The 18,932-nt window shown below is 35.3% G+C and carries 17 protein-coding genes; 5 read left to right on the top strand and 12 right to left on the bottom strand.

The genetic code is table 11. The features are described from left to right. The 6 genes from rplD to rpsL all read right to left on the bottom strand — a co-directional run bounded on the left by rplD (window position 1) and on the right by rpsL (window position 4,701). Complete coding sequence (gene rplD, locus L1S35_RS11840; RefSeq protein WP_236400952.1) at window positions 1-630, bottom strand: 50S ribosomal protein L4; 630 nt, start codon at window positions 628-630, stop codon at window positions 1-3. After that, on the bottom strand, window positions 630-1,247 hold the full coding sequence (gene rplC, locus L1S35_RS11835; RefSeq protein WP_236400950.1) for a 50S ribosomal protein L3: 618 nt from the start codon (window positions 1,245-1,247) through the stop codon (window positions 630-632). Before rplC ends, rplD begins: the two co-directional genes overlap by 1 nt. 97 nt (window positions 1,248-1,344) lie before the next feature. Continuing rightward, entirely contained in the window at window positions 1,345-1,650 is a 306-nt protein-coding gene (rpsJ, locus tag L1S35_RS11830; RefSeq protein ID WP_026710316.1) for a 30S ribosomal protein S10, read from the bottom strand. Between the two features lie 11 nt (window positions 1,651-1,661). Then, on the bottom strand, window positions 1,662-3,806 hold the full coding sequence (gene fusA / locus L1S35_RS11825) for an elongation factor G (RefSeq protein WP_236400948.1): 2,145 nt from the start codon (window positions 3,804-3,806) through the stop codon (window positions 1,662-1,664). Window positions 3,807-3,816: 10 nt separating this feature from the next. Continuing rightward, window positions 3,817-4,293, bottom strand: coding sequence for a 30S ribosomal protein S7 (gene rpsG / locus L1S35_RS11820; RefSeq protein WP_236400946.1), 477 nt, complete (start codon window positions 4,291-4,293; stop codon window positions 3,817-3,819). Window positions 4,294-4,317: 24 nt separating this feature from the next. Further along, entirely contained in the window at window positions 4,318-4,701 is a 384-nt protein-coding gene (rpsL, locus tag L1S35_RS11815; protein WP_007136570.1) for a 30S ribosomal protein S12, read from the bottom strand. Window positions 4,702-4,883: 182 nt separating this feature from the next. Here rpsL and L1S35_RS11810 point away from each other — a divergent pair, with 182 nt between their 5' ends. From L1S35_RS11810 to rlmB, 4 genes are all read left to right on the top strand, one after another. Further along, entirely contained in the window at window positions 4,884-6,551 is a 1,668-nt protein-coding gene (locus L1S35_RS11810; protein WP_236400944.1) for a BamA/TamA family outer membrane protein, read from the top strand. A gap of 209 nt (window positions 6,552-6,760) precedes the next feature. Further along, window positions 6,761-9,991, top strand: a complete 3,231-nt coding sequence (locus L1S35_RS11805; protein WP_236400942.1) for a SusC/RagA family TonB-linked outer membrane protein — start codon at window positions 6,761-6,763, stop codon at window positions 9,989-9,991. Window positions 9,992-9,994: 3 nt separating this feature from the next. Further along, a complete protein-coding gene (locus L1S35_RS11800; RefSeq protein WP_236400939.1) occupies window positions 9,995-11,458 on the top strand; it encodes a SusD/RagB family nutrient-binding outer membrane lipoprotein in 1,464 nt (487 codons plus the stop codon). A 65-nt stretch (window positions 11,459-11,523) separates the two neighbouring features. Continuing rightward, a complete protein-coding gene (gene rlmB, locus L1S35_RS11795; protein ID WP_236400938.1) occupies window positions 11,524-12,258 on the top strand; it encodes a 23S rRNA (guanosine(2251)-2'-O)-methyltransferase RlmB in 735 nt (244 codons plus the stop codon). A gap of 109 nt (window positions 12,259-12,367) precedes the next feature. Here rlmB and L1S35_RS11790 read toward each other — a convergent pair whose 3' ends face one another. Next, on the bottom strand, window positions 12,368-13,129 hold the full coding sequence (locus tag L1S35_RS11790) for a rhomboid family intramembrane serine protease (protein ID WP_236400936.1): 762 nt from the start codon (window positions 13,127-13,129) through the stop codon (window positions 12,368-12,370). A 90-nt stretch (window positions 13,130-13,219) separates the two neighbouring features. On the opposite strand from L1S35_RS11790, the gene L1S35_RS11785 reads away from it, so the two are divergent. Continuing rightward, window positions 13,220-14,497, top strand: a complete 1,278-nt coding sequence (locus tag L1S35_RS11785) for a replication-associated recombination protein A (protein ID WP_236400933.1) — start codon at window positions 13,220-13,222, stop codon at window positions 14,495-14,497. Between the two features lie 32 nt (window positions 14,498-14,529). On the opposite strand, the gene L1S35_RS11780 is transcribed toward L1S35_RS11785, so the two are convergent. The 5 genes from L1S35_RS11780 to L1S35_RS11760 are packed head-to-tail and all read right to left on the bottom strand — an operon-like array spanning window position 14,530 to window position 18,723. Continuing rightward, a complete protein-coding gene (locus L1S35_RS11780; protein ID WP_236400931.1) occupies window positions 14,530-15,255 on the bottom strand; it encodes a hypothetical protein in 726 nt (241 codons plus the stop codon). Between the two features lies 1 nt (window position 15,256). Next, the gene (locus L1S35_RS11775) at window positions 15,257-15,940 is read right to left on the bottom strand and encodes a YjjG family noncanonical pyrimidine nucleotidase (RefSeq protein WP_236400929.1); all 684 of its coding nucleotides are present in this window, start codon (window positions 15,938-15,940) and stop codon (window positions 15,257-15,259) included. A gap of 1 nt (window position 15,941) precedes the next feature. Then, entirely contained in the window at window positions 15,942-16,634 is a 693-nt protein-coding gene (radC, locus tag L1S35_RS11770) for a RadC family protein (RefSeq protein ID WP_236401025.1), read from the bottom strand. A gap of 31 nt (window positions 16,635-16,665) precedes the next feature. Beyond that, window positions 16,666-18,021, bottom strand: a complete 1,356-nt coding sequence (locus L1S35_RS11765; protein ID WP_236400917.1) for a UDP-N-acetylmuramate--L-alanine ligase — start codon at window positions 18,019-18,021, stop codon at window positions 16,666-16,668. Between the two features lie 3 nt (window positions 18,022-18,024). Then, window positions 18,025-18,723 carry a tetratricopeptide repeat protein gene (locus L1S35_RS11760; protein WP_236400915.1) on the bottom strand — a complete coding sequence of 233 codons (699 nt, stop codon included), beginning with the start codon at window positions 18,721-18,723 and terminating at the stop codon, window positions 18,025-18,027. Window positions 18,724-18,932 lie beyond the last annotated feature (209 nt).

The raw sequence follows: 18,932 nt of genomic DNA, 5'->3' as shown, positions 1-18,932 counted from the left end.
TTATTTACTTAAATTTTCTTCAATTCCTTCTAAAGAACCTTCTGAAAGAACTAAGTTGCTTGCATTTAAAATTGCATAAGTGCTTAATTCTGAGTTAGTTACAACGCTAGAAGCTTTCAAATTACGTGACGACAAATATACATTTTTATTTGATTCACCCAACACAAACAAAGATTTTTTGTTTTCTAACCCTAAAGCTTTCAAAACGTTGATGAAATTTTTAGTGTTTGGTGTTTCAAAATTGAAGTCTTCAACAACTACTATATTTGACTCTTTTGCTTTGATTGAGAAAGCAGATTTTCTTGCTAATCTCTTTAAGCTTTTATTCAATTTGAATGAATAACTTCTTGGGCGTGGTCCAAAGATAGTTCCACCACCTTTGAAAACAGGGCTTTTTGCGCTTCCTGCACGTGCAGTACCAGTACCTTTTTGCTTTTTAATCTTACGTGTAGAACCTGCAACTTCAGCTCTTTCTTTAGCTTTGTGTGTTCCTTGTCTTTGATTTGCTAAATATTGTTTAACATCAAGATAAACCGCGTGATTATTTGGCTCAATTGCGAAAACTGAATCAGAAAGTTGAACTTTTCTTCCAGTTTCTTTTCCGTTGATATCTAAAACTTTTACTTCCATTACTTCTGAATGATTACATAAGAGTTTTTGCATCCAGGAACAGCTCCTTTAACAACAAGTAGGTTCTTTTCAGCCACTACTTTTAAAACTCTAAGGTTTTGAACTTTTACATTATCTCCTCCCATTCTTCCTGCCATACGCATTCCTTTGAATACACGTGATGGATAAGAAGATGCTCCTACAGAACCTGGTGCTCTCAAACGGTTGTGTTGTCCGTGAGTTGCTTGTCCAACACCACCAAAACCGTGACGTTTAACAACACCTTGGAAACCTTTTCCTTTTGATACACCTTGTACATCAACAAATTCTCCTTCGCTGAATACTTCCACGGTAACATTGTCACCTAATTTAAAATCACTTTCGAAACCTTGGAATTCAACGACTTTTTTCTTTGCAGAAGTTCCCGCTTTTTTAAAGTGACCTAAGTCAGCTTTAGTAGCGTGTTTTTCTGTTTTGTCATCGAAACCAAGTTGAAGCGCTTCATACCCGTCAACCTCTTTGGTTCTGACTTGGGTAACGACACAAGGCCCAGCTTCGATTACAGTACAAGGAATGTTTTTCCCGTTCTCATCGAATAAGCTAGTCATGCCGATTTTTTTTCCTATTAACCCAGACATATTAAACTATTTATAATTATTATTTGTTTACTTTTTTATAAAGAAACAAGTATCAGAAATAAATTTACTTCTGATACTCATTTCAGAAACTTGTTCGTTATACTTTGATTTCTACTTCAACTCCACTTGGCAATTCAAGTTTCATTAAAGCATCGATAGTTTTCGAAGAAGAACTATAGATATCTAGTAATCTTTTGTATGAACTTACCTCAAACTGCTCTCTCGCTTTTTTGTTAACGTGTGGAGAACGTAATACAGTAAATATTTTTTTGTGCGTAGGCAACGGAATTGGACCTGTTACAACAGCACCTGTGCTTTTCACAGTTTTTACGATTTTCTCAGCTGATTTATCAACCAACATGTGATCGTAAGACTTCAATTTTATTCTAATTTTTTGACTCATCTTTATAAGAATTAAGCGTTACCTTTTGCTTTTTTGATTACTTCTTCAGAAATGTTTGAAGGAGTTTGCTCGTAGTGAGAGAATTCCATTGTAGAAGTTGCTCTACCAGAAGACAATGTTCTTAATGTTGTTACATAACCAAACATTTCAGATAATGGAACGTTAGCTTTGATGGTTTTAGCACCAGCTCTGTCTCCCATGTCATTAACTTGACCTCTTCTTCTATTCAAATCTCCAACGATATCTCCCATATTTTCTTCAGGAGTAATCACTTCAATTTTCATGATTGGCTCAAGAATAACAGCACCGGCTGCTTTACCAACTTCTTTATAACCCATTCTTGCTGCTAATTCAAAAGAAAGAGCATCGGAATCCACAGGGTGATAAGAACCATCTAATAAAGTAACTTTTAAACTATCAACTGTATAACCAGCCAAAGGACCTGTTTTCATAGCTTCTCTGAAACCTTTTTCAACAGCAGGAATATATTCTTTAGGAACGTTACCACCTTTAACCTCGTTAACGAATTGTAATCCAACTACACCAGCATCTGCAGGCTCCAAACGGAATACGATATCACCGAATTTACCACGACCTCCAGATTGTTTTTTGTAAACTTCTCTGTGTTGTGCCGATTTAGTGAAAGCTTCTTTGTACTCCACTTGTGGTTCACCTTGGTTAACTTCAACTTTGAACTCACGTTTCATACGATCTACAAGGATATCTAAGTGTAACTCACCCATTCCTGAAATAATCGTTTGACCTGAAGCCTCATCAGTTCTAACAGTAAAAGTTGGATCTTCCTCAGCTAATTTTGCTAAAGCCATACCCATTTTATCAACGTCAGCTTTAGTTTTTGGCTCGATAGCGATACCAATTACCGGATCAGGGAATTTCATCGACTCAAGAATAATTGGGTGTTTTTCGTCACACATTGTATCTCCGGTCTTGATATCTTTAAATCCAACTGCTGCTCCAATATCTCCAGCTTCGATGTAATCGATTGGGTTTTGTTTGTTAGCGTGCATTTGGTAGATACGAGAAATTCTTTCTTTGTTTCCTGAACGAGTGTTCAAGATGTATGAACCAGCATCCAAACGACCTGAGTAAGCACGGAAGAAGGCTAAACGACCAACATAAGGGTCAGTAGCAATCTTAAATGCCAAAGCTGCGAACGGCTCTTTTACATCAGGACGACGTAAGATTTTAGTTTGATCTTCTTCCAATAAATCAGCATCATCAGGATGAATACCTTCGATACCTTCTTTATCTAAAGGAGATGGTAAATATTTACATACAGCATCCAACATAAATTGAACACCTTTGTTTTTAAATGATGAACCAGCAATCATCGGGATGATAGCCATATCAATTGTAGCAGCTCTTAACGCGTGGTTGATTTCGTCCTCAGTGATTGAGTCCGGATCTTCCATGTATTTGTCAAGTAGATTTTCATCATACTCAGCAACTGCTTCGATAAGGATATCTCTGTAATGTTTAACTTCATCAACCATATCAGCCGGAATTTCAACAATATCAAAAGTTGCCCCTTGAGTTGCATCATGCCATACGATAGCTTGGTTTTTTACTAAATCAACCACTCCTTTGAAATCGTTCTCTTCACCAATTGGCAAAGTGATAGCCACAGCGTTAGATTTCAACATATCTCTAACTTGTTGACATACGTTTAAGAAGTTTGATCCTTGACGGTCCATTTTGTTAACGAATCCCATACGTGGAACTCTATATTGATCTGCAAGTCTCCAGTTAGTTTCTGATTGTGGCTCAACACCATCAACAGCAGAAAATAAGAAAACTAATCCATCCAATACACGTAATGAACGGTTTACCTCTACGGTAAAGTCAACGTGTCCCGGGGTATCAATAATGTTAAAGTGGTAAGGTTTTGTATCAGCAATCGGCTTCCCTTGTTGCGTTGGAAAATTCCACTCACAAGTTGTTGCAGCAGAAGTAATGGTAATTCCTCTTTCCTGCTCTTGTGCCATCCAGTCCATTGTTGCAGCACCATCGTGCACCTCACCAATTTTGTGTGATTTTCCGGTATAGAATAATATACGCTCAGTTGTTGTTGTCTTACCAGCATCAATGTGAGCCGCAATTCCGATATTTCTTGTAAATTTTAGATCTCTAGCCATTTCTTAAATATTAAAATCTGAAGTGAGAGAATGCTTTATTTGCTTCTGCCATTTTGTGAGTATCCATTCTCTTTTTAACAGCAGCACCTTCTTCTTTAGCCGCAGCTAAAATTTCAGAAGCTAATTTTCCTGACATCGATTTCTCGTTTCTTTTACGAGCATAAAGTATCATCCACTTCATGGCCATAGAGATTTTTCTGTCCGGACGAATTTGCATAGGGATTTGGAATGTAGCTCCACCAACTCTACGACTACGTACTTCTACGTGAGGCATAACGTTTGTTAAAGCATCTTTCCATACTTCTAATGACGATTTTTCATCATTGTTCTTTTTTGTTTCTACAATTTCCATAGCATCATAAAATACTTTGAAAGCTGTCGATTTCTTACCGTCCCACATTAGGTTGTTCACGAAACGTGTTACTAACTGATCGTTAAATTTTGGATCTGGTAAAAGTGGTCTTTTCTTTGCCGCTCTTTTTCTCATGTCTTTACTTTAAAAGTTTTTAAATTACTTTTTTGCTTCTTTTGGGCGTTTAGCACCGTACTTAGATCTTCTTTGTGTTCTTCCTGCTACACCTGATGTATCAAGCGCACCACGCACAATGTGGTATCTAACTCCCGGTAAATCTTTTACCCTTCCGCCTCGCACTAATACTATCGAGTGCTCTTGTAGATTGTGTCCTTCTCCTGGGATGTAAGCATTCACCTCATTTCCATTAGTCAAACGTACACGCGCAACTTTACGCATTGCAGAGTTTGGTTTTTTTGGAGTAGTAGTGTAAACACGCGTACAAACACCTCTTCTTTGAGGACAAGAATCTAAAGCAACCGATTTACTCTTCTTAGTGATCTGAGTTCTTCCTGTTCTTACTAATTGTTGAATTGTTGGCATAATTAAATACTAATTTTTCTTTATTTGTTAAAATCCCGCTTTTTTAGGGGTTGCAAATGTAGTAATTATTTTCAACGAAACAAATCATAATTAATTAATTTTCAAAGACATTCTTTTTCCGTCCGATTATCGGCAATAAAAACAGATTTTTTACGTTATTTTGAATCAAATAATTCTAACAGTTGAAAAAGTTTTTCCTTTTTTTTATCTTCATTACGTCAAGCGGATACATTTCTGCTCAGGAATTCCATCTGAAAATTATCGGTCAAAACGAAAAAGAAACTAAAATTATCGACAGTATTGGCTATGTTTTGAAGCACAAAAATGCCAAATCAATCCTAGATGAGAATAATTTGTTTTATGAAAAGCTTACCAAAAGTGGTTATTTAGAAAGTCAATTGACGGAAAATTTCAAACCGGATGATTCAACTTTTTGCTTCAAATACAGCCTTGAAAAAAAAATAAATTATGCGTACATATATATAGGTATAAAATATCAGGAAAATATCGCCGCAAATTACACAATCAAAAACGACACTTTAACCATTCCATACGAAGAAACCGAAAGCTTTTTAAATGCCACTTTAAAAAAATTGGAAACCAATGGTTTTTCGATGGCGAAAGTAAAGCTTGTCAATATTCAAAAATCTAAAGACTTTCTGACTGCCGACTTATCGATTACAACCGAAATCAAAAGACAGGTAAACGATATTGTGATTAACGGTTATGACAAATTTCCCGAAGGACACAAAAAGAACATTATCCGGTTATACCGAAACAAAGTTTTTAATCAAAAGAATTTAGATAAGCTGTACAATGACTTTGAAAAGTTCCGATTTGTAAAACAAAGTAAATATCCCGAAATACTTTTCACAAAAGACTCAACCAAAATTTATGTCTATCTGGAAAAAACCAAACCAAATACTTTTGATGGTTATGTAGGCTTTACCAATGACGAAAACAAGAAAGTTATTTTTAGCGGCTATATCGATTTGGTTTTAAACAATATCTTGAACTCGGGTGAAAAATTATCCTTGTATTGGAAAAGCGACGGTCAGGACCAAAAAACATTTAACCTCGGAGTTGAGCTCCCATATATTTTTAAAAGTCCGTTAGGAATAAAAGCAGAATTAAATATATTCAAGCAAGACAGTACTTTTCAAAATACAAAAACGGCCATAAACTTAGGTTATTATTTCAATTATAACACTCGCCTGTACCTTGGCTATCAATCAACAGAATCGAGCGATATTCAAAATATTAATTCATCCACCTTGAGTGATTTTGACAATTCGTACATAACTACCGCTTTAGAATATGTCGATTTCAAGAATGACGATTTTCTTTTTCCTGAAAAAACTTCTATTGATTTGAAAATAGGCACCGGTAAAAGAGATGCCAAACTGATTTCCGACAGTCAATTTTTTGGAAGTCTGTTTGCAAAACACAATTTCTATTTGAATCCGAGAAACATTGTAAACATCAAATCACAAAATTTCTATTTACAAAGTAGCAATTACATTGTAAACGAGTTACAACGCTTTGGCGGCATAAATTCAATTCGTGGTTTTAACGAAAATAGTTTGCAGGGGAATTTATTTGGCTCAATACTCTCCGAATACCGATATGTACTTACTCCAAATTTGTATGTTCATTCGATTATTGATTACGGATATCTTCAAGACAAGACAGCAGACAGTAATCAAAATCTTCTCGGCCTGGGCTTTGGATTTGGATTATTAACCAAAAATGGGCTTTTTAATATCGTATATGCCAACGGAAGCACCAATGAACAGGCTATAAAACTTTCAAACTCTATCGTCCACATTAGTTTTAAGGCAAGTTTTTAATTCAGGATTCAAACCTGCATTTATTTGTTAAAAAAACGTGCACTTCATCGATTATTAATTGCGAATTATTTAATTATTTTTCATAATCATTTGAAAGTTTTATATAATTCACACATTTTACAAACATTAACATAAAATTTTAACATTTAGTTAGGATTTATGATAAATTTTACAGAATTTTGATAGACTAATTATAACCAAATTATAAAATGAAAACAAAGTTAAATGGATTCTTGACGCTATTCATAGCGTTATTGGTGCAAATATCTTTTGCACAAGACAGGGTTGTTTCCGGAGTTGTTTCTGACAACAGCGGATTACCGATTCCTGGGGTAAATGTTCTCGTAAAGGGAACTTCAACTGGCGTACAGACCGACATTGACGGTAAGTACTCGATTAAAGCTGATGCCACACAAACACTTGTCTTTAATTTTGTTGGAATGAAATCGCAGGAAATTGTGGCTTCATCGACAACAATTAACGTAAAGATGAAAGAAGACGCCGTTGAATTGGAAGGCGTAGTTGTTACAGCTTTAGGTATCACTAGAGAAAAGAAATCTTTAGGATATGCGGCACAAAAACTTTCTGGTGATGAAATTAATCAAGTACCAACTAACAACTTTACTAACAGCTTATCCGGAAGAGTTGCTGGGCTTGAAGTTAGAAGAAATTCAAACTTTGGCGGCTCTACTAATATTGTATTAAGAGGAACTAAAAGTATCTCTGGAAATAATCAAGCCTTAATAGTTTTAGATGGTGTGCCAATAACTAATACCAACCTAAATACTAGAGACGCCGCTAACGGTAGAGATGGATTTGATTTTGGTAACTCTGCAAGTGACATTGACCCAAACAATATAGAATCACTAACAGTTCTTAAAGGTGCTGCTGCAACTGCACTATATGGCAGTCAAGCAGCAAATGGGGCAATTATGATTACTACGAAGAAAGGAAAGCAAGGAAAAGGAATGGGAATTACATATAGTTCTACAACATCTATTGGGATGATTAATAAAGAAACTTTTCCAACTTATCAAAATAAATACGGAGAAGGTTATGCCGGGCCAGATAGTTTCTTTGTTGAAGATGTTGATGGAGACGGTAATGATGATTTTATAACACCAACAGGAGACGATGCTTCCTATGGAAATGAATTCGACCCAAATTTAAATGTTTATCAATGGAATTCATTCGTAGAAGGAAATCCAAATTTTGGTCAAGCTACACCATGGGTTGCTGCAAAAAACGACCCTTCAAAGTTTTTTAATAAATCGTTTGGAAGCATAAATAGTATAAATATTAATGGAGGTGACGATAAAAGCACTTATAACTTCGGATTTACTAATAACTATGAAACTGGAACACTTCCAAATAGTAGACTGAACAGAAACGTTATTAATGGAAATTTCTCTAGGAATTTATCAGAAAAACTAAGAGTTACTGCTTTTTTAACATATTCTGACCAAACAACCATCGGTAGAAACAATTTAGGATATGGCGATAATATAATGACGGGGTTTAGACAATGGTGGCCTGTTAATGTTGATATCAAAGAATTACAAAGAGAATATTCTAGAACTAACACTAATGCAACATGGAATTTTGCTGACCCTTTAGGTGGTGATTTTACTCCAGCTTATTGGAACAATCCTTACTGGGATAGATACCAAAATTATTCTTCTGATGATAGAACTCGAGTTATTATAGGATCAAGCTTAATTCTTGACGTAACAAAAGATTTGAATATCTTAGGAAGGGTAACTGTAGAAAGTTCCAATGACAGACAAGAAATGAGAAAAGCTATTGGAAGTCATGCTGAAGAGTTTGGAATTAGTCAAATTAACGAAACTTCTGGATACAATTTATATACCAGAAGCTTTCTTCAATCAACTTATGACTTTATAACCACCTACGATAAAAGATTAACTAACGATTTAGGAATAAAAATTTTAGGTGGAACATCATTTATAAAAGCAAGTGCTGATGAATTTGAAGGATCTACAACTGGAGGTTTAGCCTCGCCAGGTTTATTTACTTTAGCTAATTCTAATGTTTTTATCGCACCAGTAGAAGAAGAATACAGATATGAAAAATTTGGAATTTATGGGCAAGTTTCTTTTGATTATAAAAAAGCACTATACTTAGAAGGTTCATATCGTTTAGATAATTCTACAGCACTACCTAAAAACAATGATACTTATGGTTATTATTCCTTAGGTACAAGTTTTGTTTTTTCTCAATTTGCAAAAATAGATTGGCTAAGTTTAGGCAAAATAAGATTAAGCTACGCAGAAGTTGGTAATGATCCTGCTTTTGGTACTTTAGGAGCTAGAGTAAACAATGGTCTTGTTGGTTCAAATCCTACTTTTGGAAACAGTACTGTATTTGTTGATTTTGAAAAACTAAAACCAGAACTTCAAAAAACTTGGGAGTTTGGTATAGAAGCTGAAATGTTCAGCAAAAGATTAAATTTTGATTTATCAGTATATAAGACAAATACATTCAATCAAATTTTTAATGTGCCACAATCAACTTCTACAGGTTATTCTTTCTCACAAATTAATGCCGGAGAGTTACAAAACAAAGGTATTGAAATTGCTTTGTCTGGGTACCCAATTAAAACGACTGATTTTAAATGGATGGTTGGAGTAAACTGGTCAAAAAATAAAAATGAGCTTATAAAACTAGATGAAGGAAGGTCTAATCTTCAATTAGCTTCATTCCAAGACGGAGTTTCATTGAATGCAACAGTTGGAGAACCCTATGGAACTCTAAGAGGTACTGATTTTGTCTACGACGATAATGGTAATAGAGTAATAGATGCCGATGGCTTTTATTTAACCGATAGTGATAAAGTAATTGGTAATATTCAAGCCGATTGGATTGCGGGTATAACCAATAGATTTACATACAAAAACCTTACTTTCAATTTCTTAATTGATATCAAACAAGGTGGTGATGTTTTTTCACTTGACCAATCTTATGGACAATACACCGGAATTTATGCAGAAAGTGCCGGAAATAATGACTTAGGAAACCCACTAAGAGATCCTTTAACAGGAGGTGCTGATTCTGGAGGTGTAATCTTGCCAGGTGTTTTAGAAGACGGAACTCCAAATAATATTAGAATTGATGCTTCTACAGCTGGCGCTGCATATGGCTCTGGAGCTGCTCCAAACAAAGCATTTATTTATGATGCATCCTATGTAAAATTAAGAGAGATTGGCCTTACTTATAATTTTTCATCAAAAATACTTGAAAAAACATTTATTACCGGAGCTTCAATTGGTATAACTGGGACAAATCTTTGGATTATTGATAAAAAACTTCCACACGCTGACCCTGAAGCAGGGAACTCTGCAGGTAATGTTCAAGGATATCAATCGGGTGTAATGCCTTCCGAAAAAGTATATGCATTTAATGTTAAAATAAATTTCTAAAAAATGAAAAAGATAATCTTATTACTAGTTTTACTCTCGTTCTTAGGAATAGGATGTAACAACAATACGGATGATTTTAATAACAATGCCGATGCACCTTATGATGTGCCAGCGGAGACGTTATTAACAAATGCTGAAAAGAAATTAATGGATCAAATGACAACTCCTGAAGTGAATTTTAGTCCATTCCGTTTCTTTACCCAATATTGGGCTCAAACCACTTACAATGATGAGTCACGATATAGACTTGTATCTAGAGCTGTACCAGACAACCACTGGAATAGTCTTTACAGAGATGTTTTAGGCAACCTAAATTCTGCGAAAGAAATAATCACCCTGGAAACATTACCAACTGGCGCTTCAAATGCTGTTTGGCAAGTACAGCAACAAAACAAATTGGCTATTATTGAAATATTAAATGTTTATACCTTTCAAGTAATAGTTGATACATTTGGTGATGTCCCTTATTCTGAAAGTTTAAATATAAATATTAAACTGCCAAAATATGATGATGATGCGTCAATTTATCCTGATTTAATAACTAGACTAAATGCAGCATTAGCATTACTTGACGACAGCACTACTTCTTTCTCAACAGGAGAATACCTATTTGGAGGAGATATTCAAAAATGGAAATTATTTGGAAACTCATTAAAACTTAAATTAGGAATCAATTTAGCCGACGTTAACCCAACTTTATCTAAATCAACTGTAGAAAGTGCCTTTAATAGTGGCGTTATTTTAACTAACCTTGAAAACGCTTCATTTAATTATCCGGGATCAGCTCCAAATTATAATCCGATATATGAGCAATTAGTTGCGAGTAATAGAAACGATTTTGTTGCATCCAAGACCCTTGTAGATGTAATGAATGGGCTTAATGACCCAAGAAGAGCTGTTTATTTTTCAAGTGTTGGTGGAATATATGTAGGAGGTATATATGGTGCTGCCAATAATAATTTTTCTTCATTTTCTCAAATTGGAAGCGTATTTAGACAGCCAAACTTTAATGGACAACTTATTGAAGCTACAGAGATGAACTTTTATTTAGCCGAAGCTGCCGCAAGAGGTTATACTGTAGGTAATTCAGAGGAATATTATTATAACCAAGCCATTACAGCATCATTTGAATTCTGGGGATTAGCTACACAAGCATCTTCTTATTTAAGTAATCCTTCTGTAGCATATTCGACAGCAGCTGGTGATTGGAAGGAAAAAATTGGAACACAAGCTTGGTTAGCTTTTTACAACAGACCATTTGAAGGTTGGACATCATATAGAAGACTTGATTTCCCTGTGTTAGTAGCACCTTCGAACGCTTCACCTACAGCTGATGGCGAAGTTCCAAAAAGATTATTTTACTCAATTAATGAAAGAACTGTAAACACTACAAATTACCAAAATGCTGTTGAAGCAATTGGTGGTCTTGACAGAATGAGAGTAAAAGTTTTCTGGGACATTAATTAAACTTAGAATGTTTTTATAATCTAAAACCATCCCAATTCGGGGTGGTTTTTTTATATCTTTGCGCCATGGAAAAAGAACATCAAATCTTCGGAATCAGAGCAATTATAGAAGGTATTCAATCGGGTGCAGCAATTGACAAAGTATTTATTCAATCGGACACGCAAGGCGATTTAATGAAAGAATTAATGAAAGTGATGAAACAAAAAAGCATCAACTTCTCCTACGTTCCGGTCGAGAAATTAAACCGATTAACTTCCAACAACCATCAAGGTGCCGTAGCAACCATCTCTCCTATCGCCTTTCACGATTTAGAAACTTTGATTGAAAAAGTGCTCGAATCAGGTAAAATGCCGTTGTTTTTAATTTTAGACCAACTGAGCGATGCGCGAAACTTTGGTGCCATTATCCGTACAGCTGAATGTACCGGTGTTGACGGAATCATTGTCCAAAAAGCGGGTTCTGCGCCTGTAAATGGTGATACAGTAAAAACTTCTGCAGGTGCCGTATTTAATGTACCAATCTGCAAAGTTGAACATATCAAAGATGCCATTTTCCACCTTCAGGGAAGCGGAATAAAAACCGTTGCCGCTACCGAAAAAACAGACCAAAACATTTATGACATTTCACTTAACGAACCCGTGGCAATTATCATGGGAAGTGAAGACCGAGGAATTAATCCATCAGTTTTAAAAATCGTTGATGAAAAAGCTAAACTTCCTATGTTTGGAAGTATTGGTTCATTAAATGTTTCTGTTGCTTGTGGAGCATTTCTTTACGAAGCTGTACGTCAAAGACAGTAAAGAGCGAATGGCTTGGGATTTATCAGCAGTCCATTTTCCCGCTTTACGCACTACGCGGTAGCTGGCTGCAACCTGTCTGCCGGCAGGCAGGTCGGGGCTATAAAGTAAACTATTCGACTTGTTTGGCATCGTCAGTTTCCTTAAAAACATAAACATATTGAGTCGAGATTGAGTTTGTTTCTTCAACAGATTCTTCCTCTTTTTGTGTATTTACAAAATTTCCATTCTCATCAAAATGCTTCATAAAAGCATCTTCTTCCGGATTAAAATCCGGTCTTTCCCAATTGTATTGAATGTCTTTTTTATAATCGGGAGTTTTAAATCTTATCGCAAAAAAGAATCCTGTAACCAATCCTGCCAAATGTCCTTCCCAGGAAATCGTTTTGTCTATATCCGGGAAAACATACCAAATCATTCCGCCATAAAACATCACAACCGCCATCGATAGAGCCATCAAGCGATAATATTGTGTCATCATTCCTTTAAAGAAAATAAAGGAAACCAAAACATAAATTAGACTGCTGGCACCAATGTGATAGGATTCCCTTCCAATCACCCAAGTAATAAGACCGGAAAGTAAAACACCATAGAACAATACTTTTAATGAAATATCTCTGTAAAAATAAATCAATGCCGTTGTGAGTATAAATAACGGAATAGAATTGTTGGCAATATGATTCAGACTACCGTGAAGAAACGGACTAAAAAATACACCCTCCAAACCTGAAACTGTTCGTGGTAAAATTCCGTGTGAAGTCAAATCAATATTGAAACTATGTTCCAAAAAGAATACAAACCATATCAGAATAAGCAGCAGTGATGGTACTAACCAAACCGAAGGTGTAAACTTAAAATGATGATAATCGTTCATTGCTAAAGCTAAAATTGTTTTTTGCTATTGTCAAAAATACAGCCAAATTTAAAACAATGATATTTTGGCAGAAATATTTACTTTTACAACATGGAAGCACCACTTGCCGAACGCATCAGACCGCAGCGATTAGAAGATTATATCAGCCAATTACATCTTGTTGGCGAAAATGGTTCGTTAACGCAACAAATTGCCCGTGGTGTAATTCCATCAATGATATTTTGGGGTTCACCCGGAACCGGAAAAACAACTTTGGCGCAAATTATAGCCAAGCAAAGTAATCGCCCGTTTTATGAGTTAAGTGCTATAAACAGTGGTGTAAAAGACATTCGCGATGTAATTGACAAAGCCAAACTTAGTGGCGGACTATTCACAGCAAAAAATCCAATTCTGTTTATTGATGAGATTCACCGCTTTAGCAAATCGCAACAGGATTCGCTATTGGCAGCTGTAGAAAAAGGTTGGATAACCCTAATTGGAGCTACAACCGAAAACCCGAGTTTTGAAGTTATTCCGGCGCTTTTGTCACGTTGTCAGGTGTATATTTTAAATCCGTTTTCTAAAGACGATTTATTGGCTTTATTAAATCGGGCTATCAAGGAAGATACCTTTATGGCTTCCAAAAAAATAAAACTAAAAGAAACAGAAGCGCTACTCCGACTTTCCGGTGGCGATGGTCGAAAGCTATTAAATATTTTTGAACTGGTCGTAAACGCAAGCCCTGAAGGTCAAATTACAATAACCAACGACAAAGTTTTAGAATTAGTACAACAAAACACCGTGCTTTATGATAAAACCGGTGAACAACATTACGATATCGTTTCGGCGTTTATAAAATCCATTCGTGGAAGTGATCCAAATGGCGCTGTGTATTGGTTGGCCCGAATGATTGAAGGCGGCGAAGATGTAAAGTTCATTGCCCGACGAATGCTAATTCTTTCCAGCGAAGATATTGGCAATGCCAATCCGACTGCCTTTATCATGGCGAATAATACATTTCAGGCGGTTTCAACCATTGGCTATCCCGAAAGTAGAATTATCCTGAGCCAATGTGCGGTTTATTTGGCCACTTCTGCCAAAAGCAATGCGAGTTATATGGCAATTGGTGAAGCACAACAAATGGTGAAGCAAACAGGCGATTTATCGGTACCAATTCATTTGCGAAATGCGCCAACAAAACTAATGAAGGAATTGGGTTATGGTGAAGAATATCAATATTCACACAGCTATGAAAATAATTTTTCGGCTCAGGAATATTTACCCGATGAAATCAAAAATACGGCTTTCTACAAACCCGGAAACAATGCTCGTGAGAACGAATTGCGTAACTTCTTAAAGAATCGCTGGAAGGATAAGTATGGTTACTAGTTTTCAGTCGCAGTATTCAGCAGAAAACTAAATTAAAACTTCAGATTCAAGGGTTCTGAAAATGTTTTTCCGTTTTCGTAATATTCAAAAACCCATTTATCCCCTTTTGGCAATACTACTCCTTTCTTATCTCCTTTTTCTGCAAGGAAAATATATTTTTGAGAAGTGTTAATTAACTTCATAATCACTTTTGGTTCGCTATCAACCACTTGGTAACCGTTTGCAATTGGTTGTGCAAAATAAAATGTCTCATTGCTAGTTGCGGTCGAACCTGAATTGACTATCGGCTCAGTTTCTATCTGATTTATGACAGTAGTTGCCTGAGTAACATTCCTGTTTACTCCATTATATTTATAATCTAATTTATCAAACGATTTTCCGGTATCACGCAATGCCAGATTATAAGCCACTGCAAATTCTTTCTCTCGACTTTCGCCAAATTGAGTTTCAAATATCACTTTCTCTTGACAATCTTTCAAAACTATTTTAACTTTAGTAATGAATACACCATTTTTTTCTAGAACATTAGCATATAAAAAATTACATCGCTCTACATTTTGTGGGATTTCTTCATTGCTTAAATACGCTTTAAAACCATATTTCTGCAGCAATAATTTGGTTAATGTATTCAGCCCATACTGATCGTCTTTTTTAAAAAAATCAAACTTTACAGGCACAATCACATATTGATAATCATTAACGCTTTGCGAAAAGGCATAGCTCGAGATCAAAATAAACAACAATACAAGTCTCTTCATTTTACAATATTTTTTTTAATTCTAATAAATGATTAATAGTATGCAATCCTTCTTCATTATATATTCCCTTTTCATCAAACAGTATAGCTTTCATTCCAAAATCTATTGCGCCACGCACATCGGCATCGATACAATCGCCAATCATGATCGCGTTTTCTTTTTTTGTGTTAGCCAAAGATAGTGCATATTCGAATATTGTGGCGTGTGGTTTTTTCATTCCTGCCATTTCCGAATTGGTAATGGTTTTAAAATAATCTGCTAAACCCGAATTGTTGATTTTCTTTCCTTGCACTTCGGCAAAACCATTGGTAATAATATGCAGATTATACTTTGGAGTCAGGTATTCCAACACTTCAATCGCGCCTTCAAACAACTGATTATTATCAGGCAAAAAGGCAATATAATCATCGGAGATTTTATTGATTTCTTCATCAGAAATAGAATAGTTTAAAACATCAAACGATTGACGTAAACGATTATAACGCAATTCCTGATGCGTAATTTTATCGACCTGATACAACTTCCAACAAGCCTGATTTATTGGTGCGTAAATTTCAATAAAGGTTTTAGTATCAATAGTTGGATGTTGTTCGGCAAATATTTTATCAAATGCTAAAACAGAATTGGCATCAAAGTCCCAAAGTGTGTGATCTAAATCGAAGAAAATGTCTGTAATGTTTTCCATTTTAAAAAATACCTTCATCCTGAAAGCTAAAATAACCGGTTTCGGTAATGATAATATGGTCGAGCACTTTGATGTCTAATTGTTCTCCTGCCACTTTTAGTTTTTTGGTAATATCCTTGTCGGCATCACTTGCCAAGAGTTTGCCCGAAGGATGATTGTGCGTCAAAATTATGGAAATTGCTCCTTGTTCCAAAGCAGTTTTGAATATTAATCGCACATCGACCACTGTTCCGGTAATTCCGCCTTTAGAAAGTTGTGATTTGTGAATTACTTTATTGGAATTATTCAGATACAAAACCCAAAATTCTTCGTGTGGTAATTCGCCAATTACAGGCTGCATGATTTCAAAAACAACTTTGCTTGAGGTTATTTTTTGAAGTTCAACAGTTTCTTCCGCTCTGCGACGTCTTCCTAATTCTAAAGCAGCTGAAATGGAAACTGCCTTCGCCTCGCCTATTCCTTTGAATTCCATTAATTGTTTTAAGGATAATTTTCCTAGAGCATTTAAGTTGTTATCGACACTTGACAAGATTCTTTTGCTCAGACTTACCGCACTTTCATTTCTGTTTCCGGAACCAATGAGAATAGCAACCAACTCGGCATCACTTAATGAAAGTTTGCCTTTCAACATTAGCTTTTCACGTGGCTTATCATCTTCTGCCCAATGTTTTATGGAGAAATTATGTTCATTCATCATTATCAAAATAATGATAAATGTAAGAATTTTAATTAATTAATCCTTTAACCTCATCAAAATTTAATCCACCATAATTTCCGGAACTCATTAAAAGCAAAGCTGAATTACTTAAATCGTAATTAAAAAGGAAATCCTTAAACTCAGTCGGATTGGTATAAATAATCAAATCATCACGCTTAAAAGATTGTGCAATTTGGTCATAGCTAACTTCTTCCAATTGCTTAATTTTAACTGCATCGGGCGAATAGAAAACAACAGCAACATCAGCAGCATCGAGTGCTCCTTCGTATTCTTTTAGGAATTCTGCATTCAAACTGCTGTATGTATGAAGTTCCAAACAAGCAACTAGTTTTCTGTTTGGATATTGTGCTTTTACGGCTTTGGTTGTTGCCGATACTTTACTTGGTGAATGTGCAAAATCTTTATAAGCTACTTTACCTTTTCCTTCGGCAATTTTTTCTAAACGTTTTGATGCGCCTTTGAAACTTGCAATCGCTTCGTAAAAATCGGCTTCATCAACGCCCATATTTTGGCAAATCCATTTGGCGCCAGCCAGATTATTAAGGTTGTGTGCACCAAAAACTTCAATTGGCATTGGGCCTTCGGGTGTGTCTAACAATGTCGTTCCGTCTTCAACAGAGTAACTTGGAGTGCTATAAGGCAATCTTCTGATGGTATTGGTGGTTTCTTCAGCAACTTTTTTAACCGTTTCGTCTTCTTCGTTATAGACTAAAATTCCGCCTTTGGTTATTTGGTTAACAAATATTTCAAATTGCTCTACATAATTTTCAAAAGTTGGAAACACATTAATATGATCCCACGCAATTCCTGAAAGTAACGCTATATTTGGTTGGTACAAATGAAACTTTGGTCGCCTGTCGATTGGTGAAGATAAATACTCGTCGCCTTCCAAAACGATAAAGTCATTTTCGTGTGTCAAATGAACCATGGTGTCAAAACCTTCTAACTGTGCACCAACCATATAATCGACTTCAATATTATGATAATGCATCACATGTAAAATCATCGAAGTGATAGTTGTTTTTCCGTGCGAACCACCAATAACTACTCGGGTTTTATTTTTAGATTGCTCGTATAAAAATTCCGGATACGAATAGATTTTCAATCCTAATTCCTGAGCTTTCAACAATTCAGGATTATCAGCTTTGGCGTGCATTCCCAAAATTATGGCTTCAATATCTGATGTTAGTTTTTCAGGAAACCAGCCAAATTCTGCCGGTAATAATCCTTTTTTTTCTAATCGTGATTTGGAAGGTTCAAATATGGCATCATCGCTTCCGGTAACTTTATATCCTTTATTGTGTAATGCTAAAGCAAGGTTGTGCATGGCAGCGCCGCCAATGGCAATGAAATGTGTACGCATGTTTTATGATTTGTTTTTTTCTTGGTATGCTTGTAAAACTTGTAATGCTTTTTCGGGTTGATGTAATTTTTCTCTATACAATTCGGCTAACCGATGGTAAGTGTTTTTGGAGCCGCCAATTTCAATAGCTTTAATATAGTTTTTTTCAGCATTTTTATAACGCTTAAAGTATTCATCGATATGTGCTTTGGAAAGATATCCATCGACAGGTGAAATTTTAAATAATTCATTTGAATATCGTTGTGCTTTTCGTTCGCTGCCACCAACAAATGCGGGTAACTGAAGATAATATTCTATAAGTCCCCAACGTGCTTGAATATGATTTGGATTAATAACTATTGCTTTTTCGAGTGAATTTCTGATATCGCCTATTAGCCCGATGGCAACCCATTTTCCACCTGTTTGTGCTTTCATTCCCAAAGCACCACCATACTTGAAATAATAATCGGCTTCACTGGGTTTTAAGGTTTTTAGTTTTTCGTAATAAAAAGCAGCTTTGTCCCAATCTTTTAAATTACTGGCAATGTCACCCAAATACTCTATCGTTTTTAATTGATTTGGATTCTCTTTATAAATGCTTTCGAAAATAGGTTTAGCCGCAGTATATTTTTCCTGATTAAATAGTTTTTCTGCTTTCTCAAAATTAGTTTGAGAAAAGAGCACCATTGGTAAAAAAAGTAAAAATGAGAAACAATTTTTCATAGAAACAAATATAAGCTATTAATACCTATTTCTTGAAATAGTATTTGTTAAGATTGAGCAAAAATTCAATCTTTTATTTATTTCAATTTTATCCATGAAAGGTTCATTTCGTTCGTTGAAATGCACACTTGCATAATTCACAGATTATTGAAAAACAAATAGTTACAATTTAATTTATTTGAAAAATATTTAAAAAAACTGCACTTTAT

This window comes from Flavobacterium anseongense (genome assembly GCF_021608185.1).
GTDB classification, from domain to species: domain Bacteria; phylum Bacteroidota; class Bacteroidia; order Flavobacteriales; family Flavobacteriaceae; genus Flavobacterium; species Flavobacterium anseongense.
Note: the sequence above shows the minus strand (reverse complement) of the source record. Positions and strands in the feature narration are given on the sequence as shown.

Excerpts from the sequence above, each read along its gene's own strand:
- rplD (WP_236400952.1), bottom strand. The coding sequence starts at position 630 with ATGGAAGTAAAAGTTTTAGATATCAACGGAAAAGAAACTGGAAGAAAA.
- rplC (WP_236400950.1), bottom strand. The coding sequence starts at position 1,247 with ATGTCTGGGTTAATAGGAAAAAAAATCGGCATGACTAGCTTATTCGAT.
- rpsJ (WP_026710316.1), bottom strand. The coding sequence starts at position 1,650 with ATGAGTCAAAAAATTAGAATAAAATTGAAGTCTTACGATCACATGTTG.
- fusA (WP_236400948.1), bottom strand. The coding sequence starts at position 3,806 with ATGGCTAGAGATCTAAAATTTACAAGAAATATCGGAATTGCGGCTCAC.
- rpsG (WP_236400946.1), bottom strand. The coding sequence starts at position 4,293 with ATGAGAAAAAGAGCGGCAAAGAAAAGACCACTTTTACCAGATCCAAAA.
- rpsL (WP_007136570.1), bottom strand. The coding sequence starts at position 4,701 with ATGCCAACAATTCAACAATTAGTAAGAACAGGAAGAACTCAGATCACT.
- L1S35_RS11805 (WP_236400942.1), top strand. The coding sequence starts at position 6,761 with ATGAAAACAAAGTTAAATGGATTCTTGACGCTATTCATAGCGTTATTG.
- L1S35_RS11800 (WP_236400939.1), top strand. The coding sequence starts at position 9,995 with ATGAAAAAGATAATCTTATTACTAGTTTTACTCTCGTTCTTAGGAATA.
- rlmB (WP_236400938.1), top strand. The coding sequence starts at position 11,524 with ATGGAAAAAGAACATCAAATCTTCGGAATCAGAGCAATTATAGAAGGT.
- L1S35_RS11790 (WP_236400936.1), bottom strand. The coding sequence starts at position 13,129 with ATGAACGATTATCATCATTTTAAGTTTACACCTTCGGTTTGGTTAGTA.
- L1S35_RS11785 (WP_236400933.1), top strand. The coding sequence starts at position 13,220 with ATGGAAGCACCACTTGCCGAACGCATCAGACCGCAGCGATTAGAAGAT.
- L1S35_RS11780 (WP_236400931.1), bottom strand. The coding sequence starts at position 15,255 with ATGAAGAGACTTGTATTGTTGTTTATTTTGATCTCGAGCTATGCCTTT.
- L1S35_RS11775 (WP_236400929.1), bottom strand. The coding sequence starts at position 15,940 with ATGGAAAACATTACAGACATTTTCTTCGATTTAGATCACACACTTTGG.
- radC (WP_236401025.1), bottom strand. The coding sequence starts at position 16,634 with ATGAATGAACATAATTTCTCCATAAAACATTGGGCAGAAGATGATAAG.
- L1S35_RS11765 (WP_236400917.1), bottom strand. The coding sequence starts at position 18,021 with ATGCGTACACATTTCATTGCCATTGGCGGCGCTGCCATGCACAACCTT.
- L1S35_RS11760 (WP_236400915.1), bottom strand. The coding sequence starts at position 18,723 with ATGAAAAATTGTTTCTCATTTTTACTTTTTTTACCAATGGTGCTCTTT.